Below are 14,234 nucleotides of genomic sequence, written 5' to 3' on the forward strand. Positions count from 1 at the left end.
TGTCAGTCTTATCAATTAATAGCTTCAGCAATCAAAACAGGCGGGGAACGACCGCCTGCTGAGTTTTATATTTTTTATTAAGGATTAATCGGATCCAACCAACCCCATTTATCTTCTGTCGTACCATCAAATAAGCCAAAGAACGCGCTTTGGATTTTTTTAGTGATGGGACCGCATTTGCCGATACCCACCTGAATACCATCTACACTACGAACTGGTGTGATCTCCGCAGCTGTTCCTGTCATGAACACTTCATCCGCTAAATAAAGCGATTCACGAGAAAGTGCCTGTTCACGAACTTCCAGCCCAAGATCCTGTGCCAACTTGATGATGGCATCACGCGTGATCCCCGGCAGGGCAGATGAAGTAAATGGCGGTGTGAATAGAACGCCATCCTTCACTTCAAACAGGTTTTCGCCCGCACCTTCTGAAATATAACCATGAACATCCAGTGCAATCCCTTCCTGATAACCATGACGCCGCGCTTCACTTCCCACCAACAAAGAAGAGAGGTAGTTGCCGCCTGCTTTTGCACCTGTAGGAATTGTGTTTGCTGCCATGCGATTCCATGAAGAAACCATTGCATCAATGCCCTGATCCAAGGCTTCCTCACCAAGATAAGCTCCCCACGGAAAAGCAGCAATGATAACGTCTGTTTTATAACCAGCAGGTGGGTTCACTCCCATGCCAACATTACCGATAAATACCAATGGGCGAATGTAAGCACTGGTTAATTTATTTTTACGCAGTGTTTCACGGCAAGCCTCCATTAATTCGTCCACACTTTGACTGACTGGAAAACGGTAAATCTTGGCTGAGTCACGCAAGCGCTGCATATGTTCACGATGACGAAAAACAACGGGTCCTTTATGGGAATCATAGCAACGGATCCCTTCAAATACCGAAGTACCATAATGTAAGGCATGGGACATAACGTGAACTTTAGCCTCTGCCCACGGCACCATTTCCCCATTGAACCATATATAATCAGCTTGCTTTGTCATTCTCAGTTTTCCTTCAAGGGCGCATTATGCGCTTATTAATCGTGATTCTTTATGTTTGATCTCAACACCCGCAACATCCACCAATTTCAGCAATTGGGAAAAAAGTAAATTAACTGGACGTTGGCTAGACACGGTGAGTTCAATATTTACATTATCATTATCTGTTATATGATCCATATTCAATGCGCATATCTGAAATCCACGGTGACGGATAACCCTCAAAATCCGCTCCAAAATCTCAGGACAAAACCGCGCCTTAATAGCAAGTTGATGCTGTATCATAATGATTTCTCCAACATGGTTTCGTTGCCTGCACCTGGTGGAACCAATGGCCAGACATTCTCTAATTCATCAATAGACACATGTAATAAATACGCGCCCTCGCTGTTGAACAAAGCATCCAATGCTTCATCCACTTGTGCTTTGTCAGTCACTCTCTGTCCCGGGATACCAAATGCCTGCGCCAACGTAAGAAAATCAGGATTATCAGTTAAGATCGTTTCGCTATAACGTTTGTCAAAAAACAACTCTTGCCACTGGCGAACCATACCCAATCGTTGGTTATCCAATAAGATCAGTTTAACCGGCAATTGCTTGCGTTTAATCGTGCCCAATTCCTGAACATTCATCATGAAGGAGCCATCTCCAGATATGCAGATAACCATATCGTCAGGACGAGCCATCTGGGCACCAATCGCCGCCGGAATACCGAATCCCATTGTGCCTAATCCACTTGATGTGATGAAATTTTCTGGCTGACTAAAAGTCATGTGTTGAGCAGCCCACATCTGATGCTGTCCAACATCGGTTGTGATAACCGTACTGGACGAAGCACGTTCAGAAACCTGCTTCAACAGTAACGGAGCATAAATATTTTCACCCTGATAGTCATAACGCCATGCATATTCGTTTTTTAATTGTTTGATTTCTTGCTGCCAGGCTTGGATAGATAAAGGTTGTTGTAAATGAGGCAATAGGGTTTTTAAATCGCCCAATAATGACACATGGGGCTGACGTAATTTATTGAATTCAACGGGATCAATATCCACATGAATCACTTTAGCATGAGGGGCAAAAGTATTCAGCTTCCCCGTAACACGGTCATCAAAACGCGCTCCGACAGCCATTAACAAATCACAAGATTGAACGGCAAGGTTAGCGGCTTTAGTACCATGCATGCCTAACATTCCCAAATAACATTCATGTTCAAAATCTGCCGCTCCCAATCCTTTCAATGTAGAAACAACGGGAATACCCGTTTCAGAGACAAAATTGCGCAACTCAGGAACAGCACCAGACATGCCAACCCCTCCACCCACGTACAAAATAGGTTTCCGAGATGAAACTAACAATTGACGGGCCAACTCAATCTCTTGTTTTGGGAGAGAAAATTTAGGGGATGTCGGTATTAAATAGGGGGCAAAGTCACTTTGGCCTAACTGAATATCTTTGGGTAAATCAACCAGAACAGGGCCTGGGCGACCACTCATGGCAATCGAGAAAGCATCGGCCATGATTTGGGGTAATTTTTCCAGAGAATCAACAAGAAAGCTGTGCTTTGTACAAGAAAGAGACATTCCCAGTATATCGATTTCCTGAAAGGCATCCGTCCCTATAAATTCAGAACTTACCTGTCCGGTAATCGCTACAACAGGAACAGAATCCAATAATGCGTCAGCCAATCCCGTGATTAAGTTTGTTGCTCCTGGCCCTGATGTCGCTATGCAAACGCCCGGCTTGCCACTTGCCCTCGCATAGCCAATTGCTGCCATAGCGGCGCCTTGTTCATGGCGACATAAAATGTGCTCAACACCGCCATCATACAGCGCGTCATAAACAGGCATGATGGCGCCACCTGGATAACCAAAAACTTTTTCAATTCCCTGTTTTCGTAATGCCTCTACAACCGATTGTGCCCCGTTCATTGCCGTTTCCCCTGTTATGTTTACCTTGCCATTGGCTGTTGTGATGTTTTGTTACTTCTGCGTGTCTAACCCAGTATCAGGCCTAAAAAAAAACCCCGCGCCTTTCGGTGCGGGGGTTTTTTGGAATCTGGCTGTTCTTCTGTCTAAGCCGTTCTTCGTCCAAGTGCAGCCCCGCACGGTGGGATAATCACCACCACACTCACAATAATTAGGCTAATCACTAGGACAAATGCATTCATAACTTTATTCGTTTTTAATTCGTATGCTTGACGTATATTTAAGAGTTACCACTTTCTATGATTGTTGACAACGATTATTTTTGTTTTTTTCATAACAAAATTATTTTATTTATATTTTTCATTTAGATAACTAAGAAACAGATAAATCCACTGGAATTCACGCATTTTTAGCTCAGAAAAAATTGCCATCTATTTGTTTAATAAAATTATTAATAGATAAAATAATAAAAAATAAGTTAATCGTCTAAGTCTCGATAACAGGGCAAAAATGTGAACGAAATTCATTTTTTATAGTTAATTATTATCACGATCAACAGTATATAGGATTGATATTTATTAAATTAAATTTATGTATTTTGTGCGGTTATAATTATTAATAAGTACCATTCATTACCGTTCCCTTTTTTATCATAAGAGTACCAGTTTGTTAGAATACTAATATATAACACTATGTTATTATTAAAATTCAAACAACTGAATAGTTGTCAGCATCCTCATAATGATAAATATATTTACGAACCTTTTCACAAAACATTGAAAGGCGACTTTTCATTATTTTTTATCAATCCATGATAACAGCTTTCTTGCTAAGGAGAGCATCATGGCACTGGCTGTTATTCATACACGGGCAACAATTGGTATTGATTCCCCTATCGTCACAATAGAAGCACATATCAGTAATGGTTTACCCGGTCTCACCCTTGTTGGTTTACCTGAAACGACCGTAAAAGAAGCTAGAGATCGTGTCCGAAGTGCTCTGATCAATAGTGGTTTTACTTATCCTCCCAAAAGGATCACTGTCAATTTAGCGCCAGCTGATCTCCCCAAAGAAGGGGGAAGATATGATTTACCTATCGCTATTGCAATTTTAGCCGCATCAGAGCAGATCACGACAGATAAGCTACATAATTACGAGTTTTTAGGTGAGTTAGCACTCTCTGGTGAAATACGGCAAGTTATGGGAGCAATTCCCGCCGCATTAAGTGCCAAAAGAGCTGGAAGACAACTTATCCTTTCCTCAGAGAACCAGACTGAATTGGCAATTTTGTCTCAGAACGAAACGTTAATAGCAAATCATTTGCTGCAAGTCTGCCATTTCTTACGAGGAGAAAACGCGAACTTATCCTCTCCCCCTCCTGTTGAACCACAAACTGAATCATTTGTATTAGATATGCAAGATATTATTGGACAGGAACAAGCTAAACGGGCATTGGAAATCACAGCCGCTGGCGGTCATAATCTTCTGCTACTCGGTCCTCCAGGCACCGGAAAAACTATGCTTGCCAGTCGATTATGTAGTTTGTTACCGCCATTGACGCATCAGGAAGCGCTAAACGTTGCAGCAATCAATAGCTTGGCGGGATGTCAATTACATCATCAAAAATGGCATACACGCCCATTTAGAGCTCCTCATCACAGTTCTTCAATGGCAGCTCTTGTTGGAGGAGGTTCAATACCCAAACCTGGAGAGATTTCTCTTGCCCATAATGGCGTGTTATTTCTGGATGAATTACCTGAATTTAACCGCAGTGTCCTTGATGCCCTACGGGAACCGTTAGAATCTGGCGAAATAGTAATATCCCGTGCCAGAGCAAAAGTGCGTTTTCCTGCCCAAGTTCAATTGATTGCAGCCATGAACCCTAGCCCAACCGGCTATCATCAAGGAATACATAACCGAAGTAGTCCACACCAAGTATTACGTTACCTCTCTAAACTATCAGGCCCTTTTTTAGATCGTTTTGATCTCTCTATTGAAGTTCCTTTGCTCCCTCCAGGAATTTTAAGTCAATCATCAACAAAATATGGAGAAAGTAGTCAAGAAATCAAAAAACGCGTAGCAAGGGCAAGAAAAATACAAATAGAGCGCTGTGGGCACATTAATGCCCGTCTCAATAGCAAACAAACTGAAGATATTTGCAAAATTAGCATGGAAAATGCCGTTTTTCTGGAAAATACTTTATTGAAATTAGGTTTATCTATACGTGCCTGGCACAGAATACTTAGGGTTTCTCGCACAATTGCAGATTTAAGAGAACAAACAAGAATAGAAAAACCAGATATTATGGAAGCACTCAGCTACCGAAGTATGGATAGGTTACTTATACAATTACAGAAGCAGACTGGATAAGTTATCGGTTAGAAGAGAGGCAATCGCCCCTCTTGGATAGATGATTAATATTAATGATGGTATTAATCATCAGTATCGGTATAGTCCTCTGCAGAATCAAGCTGAGGTTTTCCACCGGAAAGGGTATGAAAACGTTTTGGACGGCTAATTTTTGCCAAATACTTAATCCATACCTTTTCTTCTGTCGTTGCAGGTGCACGTTCACCACGGCAAACTGCAACAAACAGTTCTTCTTCTTCTGTTTGAGGTTCACGTTTACCAAGGTCCAATTCATTGAACGCATAACCATAACGTTCTAGCAATTGAGCCTCTTTGATGGTGAAATCACCATGACGGGAAAATCCACGTGGATAATTTTTATTATCAAAAAAACGATTAGTCGTGATGAAGCTTTCAGCCATCTGACACACTCCTAACTCTAAGTCATACTAATTATGGCGCGGAGTATTAGGGAGGCTTGACATTCTGTAAAACAAAATATTTAAATCTTAACGACAAAAACTATTGGAGATGCATGTGGATACTGAATTACTGAAAACCTTTTTGGAAGTCAGTAAGACTCGTCACTTTGGTCGGGCAGCTGAATCGCTCTATTTAACACAATCCGCTGTTAGTTTTCGTATCCGTCAACTAGAAAATCAGTTGGGTACTAATCTATTCACTCGACATCGTAATAATATCCGCCTAACTGCAGCCGGAGAACGCCTGGTACCTTATGCAGAATCACTAATGAGTACCTGGCAATTGGCGAAGAAAGAAATCAATTATATTGCCCAACATACAAAACTCTCTATCGGCGCTACAGCATCCCTATGGGAAAGTTATCTAACATCCTGGATAAATACGTTTTATCAACACCATCGGGAAACAAGAATCGATTCTTTCGTTTCAACACGCCAGTCGCTAGTCAAACAATTACATTCTCGTGAATTAGATCTGTTAATTACCACTGAACCGCCCAAAATGGATGAGTTTCAAAGTCAGCTGATAGGTAATATCCAGCTTATTTTATTAACAACCCGGCATAACCTTGATAAACCAGTAGAAAATTATATCAAATTAGAGTGGGGAGCTGATTTTCACCAGCAAGAACAACAAATCTTAAAGAACGATCACCCACCTATCATTACAACCACATCAGCACATATTGCCAGAGAGTTATTGGATAGCGTTAATGCTACAACCTTCCTTCCTGTACATTGGCAAGAAGAATATCCGAAACTCGTTGCCTTACCTAATAATCAGTTAATAGAACGGCCATTATACGCTGTATGGCTACAAAACAGTGACCAACAAGCGCTTATCCAACACTTATTAAAAATTCCTGTTGAGAAAGCACCTGTAACCACCAAAAAATAATTTTTATATAAAAAATAATGAGTTATGCACAGCATGGCGCGCAAAGGTGTAGCGCCCGCAAAGAAATTAGAATTACACGAGATTAGAAGTTAAAACTATAGGCCAGTAAAAACACAGGTCAGAACTGCAATATGTTAAAGCTATAGTACGTTAGTAACTGTACAAAAAACGACAAACAAGAAAAACCCAGCTAACTTTAGCTGGGCTATTAATCTGAAAGCTATATCAATTATTACTTATTTGTTAACTGGCAGGGGCGGAGAGGCTCGAACTCCCAACACCCGGTTTTGGAGACCGGTGCTCTACCAATTGAACTACGCCCCTAAATACGGTGGCGGTGCGGACGGGACTCGAACCCGCGACCCCCGGCGTGACAGGCCGGTATTCTAACCAACTGAACTACCGCACCACCGAATTTCTTTCTCTGTGCTGCCTTTTGGGCCGGCAACACGTTTTTTAATCAATGTCTGGCCGTGTCCTACTCTCACATGGGGAGACCCCACACTACCATCGGCGCTACGGCGTTTCACTGCTGAGTTCGGCATGGGTTCAGGTGGTCCCACCGCGCTATTACCGCCAGACAAATTCTGTCTTCAATCCCGAACAAGCTGTTTTTTATTCTGAAACCCTCTCAAATCCCCAAAACACCTTCGGTGTTGTCAGGTTAAGCCGCACGGCTCATTAGTACCGGTTAGCTCAACGTCTCGCAACGCTTACACACCCGGCCTATCCACGTCCTCGTCTCGGACGGTCCTTCAGTACCCTCAAAGGAGTAAGGGAAGACTCATCTTAAGGCAAGTTTCCCGCTTAGATGCTTTCAGCGGTTATCTCTTCCGCACTTAGCTACCGGGCAATGCCATTGGCATGACAACCCGAACACCAGTGGTGCGTCCACTCCGGTCCTCTCGTACTAGGAGCAGCCCCTTGCAATCTTCCAGCGCCCACGGCAGATAGGGACCGAACTGTCTCACGACGTTCTAAACCCAGCTCGCGTACCACTTTAAATGGCGAACAGCCATACCCTTGGGACCTACTTCAGCCCCAGGATGTGATGAGCCGACATCGAGGTGCCAAACACCGCCGTCGATATGAACTCTTGGGCGGTATCAGCCTGTTATCCCCGGAGTACCTTTTATCCGTTGAGCGATGGCCCTTCCATTCAGAACCACCGGATCACTATGACCTGCTTTCGCACCTGCTCGAGCTGTCACTCTCGCAGTCAAGCTGGCTTATGCCATTGCACTAACCTCCTGATGTCCGACCAGGATTAGCCAACCTTCGTGCTCCTCCGTTACGCTTTGGGAGGAGACCGCCCCAGTCAAACTACCCACCAGACACTGTCCGCAACCCGGATAACGGGCCGGCGTTAGAACATCAAACATTCAAGGGTGGTATTTCAAGGATGGCTCCGTGCAGACTGGCGTCTGCACTTCACAGCCTCCCACCTATCCTACACATCAAGGCTCAAGGTTCAGTGTCAAGCTATAGTAAAGGTTCACGGGGTCTTTCCGTCTTGCCGCGGGTACACTGCATCTTCACAGCGAGTTCAATTTCACTGAGTCTCGGGTGGAGACAGCCTGGCCATCATTACGCCATTCGTGCAGGTCGGAACTTACCCGACAAGGAATTTCGCTACCTTAGGACCGTTATAGTTACGGCCGCCGTTTACTGGGGCTTCGATCAGGAGCTTCTCGCCAGGCGATAACCCCATCAATTAACCTTCCAGCACCGGGCAGGCGTCACACCGTATACGTCCACTTTCGTGTTTGCACAGTGCTGTGTTTTTATTAAACAGTTGCAGCCAGCTGGTATCTGCGACTGGCCTCAGCTCCGGACGCTCGGTCCTTCACCTAACGCCAGCGTGCCTTCTCCCGAAGTTACGGCACCATTTTGCCTAGTTCCTTCACCCGAGTTCTCTCAAGCGCCTGAGTATTCTCTACCTGACCACCTGTGTCGGTTTGGGGTACGATGAGCACTAATCTGAAGCTTAGGGGCTTTTCCTGGAAGCGGGGCATCAGCAACTTCAGCACCGTAGTGCCTCGTCATCGTGCCTCAGTGCTGTGGATAACCGGATTTGCCTGATTATCCCACCTACACACTTAAACCGGGACGACCGTCGCCCGGATTGCCTAGCCTTCTCCGTCCCCCCGTCGCAATTATTGCCCGTACAGGAATATTAACCTGTTTCCCATCGACTACGCTTTTCAGCCTCGCCTTAGGGGTCGACTCACCCTGCCCCGATTAACGTTGGACAGGAACCCTTGGTCTTCCGGCGAGCGGGTTTTTCACCCGCTTTATCGTTACTTATGTCAGCATTCGCACTTCTGATACCTCCAGCAAACCTCACAGTTCACCTTCAACGGCTTACAGAACGCTCCCCTACCCAGCAACACATTCGTGTCGCTGCCGCAGCTTCGGTGCATGGTTTAGCCCCGTTACATCTTCCGCGCAGGCCGACTCGACCAGTGAGCTATTACGCTTTCTTTAAATGATGGCTGCTTCTAAGCCAACATCCTGGCTGTCTGAGCCTTCCCACTTCGTTTCCCACTTAACCATGACTTGGGGACCTTAGCTGGCGGTCTGGGTTGTTTCCCTCTTCACGACGGACGTTAGCACCCGCCGTGTGTCTCCCGTGATAACATTCTTCGGTATTCGCAGTTTGCATCGGGTTGGTAAGTCGGGATGACCCCCTAGCCGAAACAGTGCTCTACCCCCGAAGATGACTTCACGAGGCGCTACCTAAATAGCTTTCGGGGAGAACCAGCTATCTCCCGGTTTGATTGGCCTTTCACCCCCAGCCACAAGTCATCCGCTAATTTTTCAACATTAGTCGGTTCGGTCCTCCAGTTAGTGTTACCCAACCTTCAACCTGCCCATGGCTAGATCACCGGGTTTCGGGTCTATACCCTGCAACTTAACGCCCAGTTAAGACTCGGTTTCCCTGCGGCTCCCCTATACGGTTAACCTTGCTACAGAATATAAGTCGCTGACCCATTATACAAAAGGTACGCAGTCACCCTGATAAATCAGGGCTCCCACTGCTTGTACGTACACGGTTTCAGGTTCTCTTTCACTCCCCTCGCCGGGGTTCTTTTCGCCTTTCCCTCACGGTACTGGTTCACTATCGGTCAGTCAGGAGTATTTAGCCTTGGAGGATGGTCCCCCCATGTTCAGACAGGATATCACGTGTCCCGCCCTACTCTTCGAGCTCACACAACACACCACTTCGGATACGGGGCTTTCACCCTTTACTGCCGGCCTTTCCAGACCGTTCTCCTGAGGCGTGTCATGCTGATGGCTCTGGGCTCCTCCCCGTTCGCTCGCCGCTACTGGGGGAATCTCGGTTGATTTCTTTTCCTCGGGGTACTGAGATGTTTCAGTTCCCCCGGTTCGCCTCATTAACCTATGGATTCAGTTAATGATGATGCAACGAATTGCACCGGGTTTCCCCATTCGGACATCGCCGGCTGACAGCGCTTCATATCAGCTCACCGGCGCTTTTCGCAGATTAGCACGTCCTTCATCGCCTCTGACTGCCTAGGCATCCACCGTGTACGCTTAGTCGCTTAACCTCACAACCCGAAGGTGTCTTCGGATTGACGGGTCTGAGAGACTCACCCGTGCTGATGAATTCATCGTCACGGGCTGTTTCAAATTTTCAGCTTGTTCCAGATTGTTAAAGAGCTAATATTGCTAAACCGACGCGCACGTCCGCTTAACAATATTTCAGTGGCACCGTCTTTCACCCGATACCTGAGCAAGATGGCGTCCCCTAGGGGATTCGAACCCCTGTTACCGCCGTGAAAGGGCGGTGTCCTAGGCCTCTAGACGAAGGGGACTCAAAGTCTTCTTCGCAGACGCTTGCTCTGCTTTATTTCATCAGACAATCTGTGTGAGCACTGCTACAAAAACTACTATCTTTCGGTAAGGAGGTGATCCAACCGCAGGTTCCCCTACGGTTACCTTGTTACGACTTCACCCCAGTCATGAATCACAAAGTGGTCAGCGCCCTCCCGAAGGTTAAGCTACCGACTTCTTTTGCAACCCACTCCCATGGTGTGACGGGCGGTGTGTACAAGGCCCGGGAACGTATTCACCGTAGCATTCTGATCTACGATTACTAGCGATTCCGACTTCATGGAGTCGAGTTGCAGACTCCAATCCGGACTACGACAGACTTTATGAGGTCCGCTTGCTCTCGCGAGGTCGCTTCTCTTTGTATCTGCCATTGTAGCACGTGTGTAGCCCTACTCGTAAGGGCCATGATGACTTGACGTCATCCCCACCTTCCTCCGGTTTATCACCGGCAGTCTCCCTTGAGTTCCCACCATCACGTGCTGGCAACAAAGGATAAGGGTTGCGCTCGTTGCGGGACTTAACCCAACATTTCACAACACGAGCTGACGACAGCCATGCAGCACCTGTCTCACGGGTCCCGAAGGCACTTCCGCATCTCTGCAGAATTCCGTGGATGTCAAGAGTAGGTAAGGTTCTTCGCGTTGCATCGAATTAAACCACATGCTCCACCGCTTGTGCGGGCCCCCGTCAATTCATTTGAGTTTTAATCTTGCGACCGTACTCCCCAGGCGGTCGATTTAACGCGTTAGCTCCGGAAGCCACAGCTCAAGGCCACAACCTCCAAATCGACATCGTTTACAGCGTGGACTACCAGGGTATCTAATCCTGTTTGCTCCCCACGCTTTCGCACCTGAGCGTCAGTCTTCGTCCAGGGGGGCCGCCTTCGCCACCGGTATTCCTCCACATCTCTACGCATTTCACCGCTACACGTGGAATTCTACCCCCCTCTACGAGACTCTAGTCAACCAGTCTTAGATGCCATTCCCGGGTTAAGCCCGGGGATTTCACATCTAACTTAATTGACCGCCTGCGTGCGCTTTACGCCCAGTAATTCCGATTAACGCTTGCACCCTCCGTATTACCGCGGCTGCTGGCACGGAGTTAGCCGGTGCTTCTTCTGTGGGTAACGTCAATCACAGGGTGTATTCAACCCTGTGCCTTCCTCCCCACTGAAAGTACTTTACAACCCGAAGGCCTTCTTCATACACGCGGCATGGCTGCATCAGGCTTGCGCCCATTGTGCAATATTCCCCACTGCTGCCTCCCGTAGGAGTCTGGGCCGTGTCTCAGTCCCAGTGTGGCTGGTCATCCTCTCAGACCAGCTAGGGATCGTCGCCTAGGTGAGCCATTACCCCACCTACTAGCTAATCCCATCTGGGTTCATCCGATGGTGTGAGGCCCGAAGGTCCCCCACTTTGCTCTCTCGAGGTTATGCGGTATTAGCCACCGTTTCCAGTGGTTATCCCCCTCCATCGGGCAGATCCCCAGACATTACTCACCCGTCCGCCGCTCGCCGGCAAAGAAGCAAGCTTCTTCCCGCTGCCGCCCGACTTGCATGTGTTAGGCCTGCCGCCAGCGTTCAATCTGAGCCATGATCAAACTCTTCAATTAAAGTGTTTGATGCTCAAAGAATTCTGACTGTCCGTTCATAATGAATTAACTGTTCAGTCACTCTTCAAGACTTTTTTAATCTTTTTCGCCTTTCGGCGTCAGATAGTGTCTTGTGAGTGCCCACACAGATTGTCTGATTAATTTGTTAAAGAGCGTTGGCAACCGGAAGGACCTTCCGGGTTGCGAGGCTGCGTATCTTACGCTTTTCGCCTCGAGAGTCAAGCGATTATTTTCGCTTTTCTCTCACTGTCCTTCGCGGTCTGTTTCAGCTCGGCGTCGGTCAGTGGTGGCGCATTATAGGGGGTTTTTCAGCGCTGACAATAGTTTTTTGCAATTTTATTTTTAAGTGAGCACTTTTTGACCTTTTGAATATAAAAACCACTCAAACAGGCTGAAATTAATGCGAATCATTCCATTGCGTGGCATTTTTTCCTCAATAACATTCCTATATAATTGCTTATATATTTGCGATCCACTATTACTGTTGAGGTTTTTATGCCTACTGTTTTACGCCAATATCTAAATTTCTATCCTCAAGTCGGCCAAAAAGTTCTTTTAGATCCTTCTTCTGTTGTAATTGGAAATGTCAGATTAGCAGATAATGTCAGCATTTGGCCCCTTGTAGTTATCAGGGGTGATGTAAATTATGTCTCAATTGGTTCACGTACAAATATTCAAGATGGTTCTGTTTTACATGTGACTCATAAATCTCCTGATAATCCAAATGGCTTCCCACTAATAATTGGCGAAGATGTCACGGTAGGTCATAAATCAATGCTACATGGGTGTAAAATTGGGAATCGAGTCTTAGTTGGCATGGGTTCCATTTTACTTGATGGAGTGACTATTGAAGACGATGTTGTGATTGGAGCAGGTAGCCTAGTTCCTCCAGGTAAAAAATTAAAAAGCGGTTACCTGTACGTCGGTAGCCCTGCCAAGCAAGTACGAAAACTCAAACCTGAAGAATTGGAAGGGCTGCTTTATTCCGCTAATAATTACGTTAGCTGGAAAAATGACTACCTATCAACACAATCTGAAAGCAAAGAGTAGCGCCCAAATTGATCATCATGCCCACTCAAAATGGCTGTTTCAAACTCTTCTTCCAAATCCCAGCGATGTTGGCGAAACAAATCGAGTGGGTGATGATCCTTGCCATAGCGCCCTATTATTTCATCAGAACTAATCATACACTCCACCAGCAAACCATCCACCATTGCTGGGAATATTACCTTATATTCTACCGCATCCCACTCTTCACGATCAGGAAATTGAATGGATTGGTTCATGCATGTAATTCCCGTCTTAAGGCCGTTAAAACAGGTTCTATTTCAGGAAACACTCCATGCCATAATTCAAAAGAATACGCAGCCTGCCCTACTAACATTCCTAAGCCATCAGACAAACGTGAAACACCATGTTGGTGAGCGAACGTAAGGAAAGGAGTTAATCCATGCTGGTAATACATGTCGTAACACACACTATTATTTTGAAAAATCAACGGAGAGATGGCAGGAATTTGTCCATCAAGGCCAGAAGCTGTTGCATTAATGATAATATCAAAATCTGGCGTAATAAGGCCAAGAGCACTCATTTCAATGGCCTGAATATCACCTAATAGAGAAAATGTATTTGCGATTATTTGAGCACGTTCAAATGTTCGGTTAGTAATAGTGACTGAACAGCCCAGTGATAACAAAGGAGACAATACACCTTTCGCAGCTCCACCAGCGCCTATGATCAAAATCCTCTGTCCTTGAGAGAGGAATTTGAGTCGCTGCAAGTCTACTAATAATCCCATTCCATCAGTATTGTCACCGAGCAGTCGGTTTCCCGATATCCGTTTTAATGTATTAACTGCACCACAGATACCCGCCCGTTCAGTCAATTCATCTGAGCATTTATAGGCACGTTCTTTGAAAGGAACAGTGATATTCGCTCCTACCCCCCCTGTTCGAAAAAATAAGCTAAGGTTTGTTCAAAGTTTTCTACCGGAGCAAGTACTCTCCCATACTGATGCTCGATACCTGTTTGTTCAGCAAACAATCGATGAATATAAGGAGACTTACTATGCGCAATTGGATTACCAAAAACAGCGAATTTATCCATGATT

Annotated in this window: 9 protein-coding genes, 3 tRNA genes, 3 rRNA genes and 1 pseudogene; 3 read left to right on the forward strand and 13 right to left on the reverse strand. The window is 45.8% G+C overall.

Features of this window, described 5'->3' with window-relative positions:
* Positions 1 to 77: 77 nt before the first annotated feature.
* The 4 genes from PXH59_RS13930 to ilvL form a co-directional block, all read right to left on the reverse strand.
* Entirely contained in the window at positions 78 to 1,004 is a 927-nt protein-coding gene (locus tag PXH59_RS13930; protein WP_285808838.1) for a branched-chain amino acid transaminase, read from the reverse strand.
* 24 nt (positions 1,005 to 1,028) lie between these two features.
* The gene (ilvM, locus tag PXH59_RS13935) at positions 1,029 to 1,286 is read right to left on the reverse strand and encodes an acetolactate synthase 2 small subunit (RefSeq protein ID WP_047766337.1); all 258 of its coding nucleotides are present in this window, start codon (positions 1,284 to 1,286) and stop codon (positions 1,029 to 1,031) included.
* Positions 1,283 to 2,929: an acetolactate synthase 2 catalytic subunit gene (gene ilvG / locus PXH59_RS13940; protein WP_285808839.1), complete on the reverse strand. Its 1,647-nt coding sequence runs from the start codon at positions 2,927 to 2,929 to the stop codon at positions 1,283 to 1,285. The genes ilvM and ilvG overlap by 4 nt, the downstream gene beginning before the upstream one ends.
* 143 nt (positions 2,930 to 3,072) lie before the next feature.
* Positions 3,073 to 3,168 (reverse strand): ilv operon leader peptide, encoded by a 96-nt coding sequence (ilvL, locus tag PXH59_RS13945; protein ID WP_152669737.1) that lies wholly within the window; start codon positions 3,166 to 3,168, stop codon positions 3,073 to 3,075.
* A 601-nt stretch (positions 3,169 to 3,769) separates the two neighbouring features.
* On the opposite strand from ilvL, the gene PXH59_RS13950 reads away from it, so the two are divergent.
* Positions 3,770 to 5,296 carry a YifB family Mg chelatase-like AAA ATPase gene (locus PXH59_RS13950; RefSeq protein ID WP_285808843.1) on the forward strand — a complete coding sequence of 509 codons (1,527 nt, stop codon included), beginning with the start codon at positions 3,770 to 3,772 and terminating at the stop codon, positions 5,294 to 5,296.
* 62 nt (positions 5,297 to 5,358) lie between these two features.
* Here PXH59_RS13950 and PXH59_RS13955 read toward each other — a convergent pair whose 3' ends face one another.
* On the reverse strand, positions 5,359 to 5,697 hold the full coding sequence (locus tag PXH59_RS13955; protein ID WP_047771917.1) for a MaoP family protein: 339 nt from the start codon (positions 5,695 to 5,697) through the stop codon (positions 5,359 to 5,361).
* Positions 5,698 to 5,812: 115 nt separating this feature from the next.
* On the opposite strand from PXH59_RS13955, the gene hdfR reads away from it, so the two are divergent.
* A complete protein-coding gene (gene hdfR, locus PXH59_RS13960; protein WP_047771918.1) occupies positions 5,813 to 6,655 on the forward strand; it encodes an HTH-type transcriptional regulator HdfR in 843 nt (280 codons plus the stop codon).
* Positions 6,656 to 6,903: 248 nt separating this feature from the next.
* Here hdfR and PXH59_RS13965 read toward each other — a convergent pair.
* From PXH59_RS13965 to PXH59_RS13990, 6 genes are all read right to left on the reverse strand, one after another.
* Positions 6,904 to 6,979: transfer RNA gene (locus PXH59_RS13965), tRNA-Trp, on the reverse strand.
* Positions 6,980 to 6,987: 8 nt separating this feature from the next.
* Positions 6,988 to 7,064 (reverse strand) — tRNA-Asp (locus PXH59_RS13970).
* A 56-nt stretch (positions 7,065 to 7,120) separates the two neighbouring features.
* Positions 7,121 to 7,236, reverse strand: a 5S ribosomal RNA gene (rrf, locus tag PXH59_RS13975).
* 79 nt (positions 7,237 to 7,315) lie between these two features.
* Positions 7,316 to 10,227, reverse strand: a 23S ribosomal RNA gene (locus PXH59_RS13980).
* A 191-nt stretch (positions 10,228 to 10,418) separates the two neighbouring features.
* A tRNA-Glu gene (locus PXH59_RS13985) sits at positions 10,419 to 10,494 on the reverse strand.
* 86 nt (positions 10,495 to 10,580) lie between these two features.
* Positions 10,581 to 12,124 (reverse strand): 16S ribosomal RNA (locus PXH59_RS13990).
* The 16S, 23S and 5S rRNA genes sit together here with 3 tRNA genes alongside, the layout of an rRNA operon.
* Before the next feature lie 495 nt (positions 12,125 to 12,619).
* On the opposite strand from PXH59_RS13990, the gene PXH59_RS13995 reads away from it, so the two are divergent.
* The gene (locus PXH59_RS13995; protein WP_047771680.1) at positions 12,620 to 13,174 is read left to right on the forward strand and encodes a gamma carbonic anhydrase family protein; all 555 of its coding nucleotides are present in this window, start codon (positions 12,620 to 12,622) and stop codon (positions 13,172 to 13,174) included.
* Here the strand turns inward: PXH59_RS13995 and PXH59_RS14000 are convergent.
* Together PXH59_RS14000 and aroE are read right to left on the reverse strand one after the other, a co-directional pair.
* Complete coding sequence (locus PXH59_RS14000; RefSeq protein WP_285808847.1) at positions 13,141 to 13,410, reverse strand: DUF1488 family protein; 270 nt, start codon at positions 13,408 to 13,410, stop codon at positions 13,141 to 13,143. The genes PXH59_RS13995 and PXH59_RS14000 overlap by 34 nt on opposite strands.
* Positions 13,407 to 14,230 (reverse strand): annotated as a pseudogene (gene aroE, locus PXH59_RS14005) (shikimate dehydrogenase). Before aroE ends, PXH59_RS14000 begins: the two are co-directional and overlap by 4 nt.
* Positions 14,231 to 14,234: the final 4 nt, after the last annotated feature.

Source organism: Xenorhabdus bakwenae (genome assembly GCF_030272115.1).
Lineage (GTDB): Bacteria > Pseudomonadota > Gammaproteobacteria > Enterobacterales > Enterobacteriaceae > Xenorhabdus > Xenorhabdus bakwenae.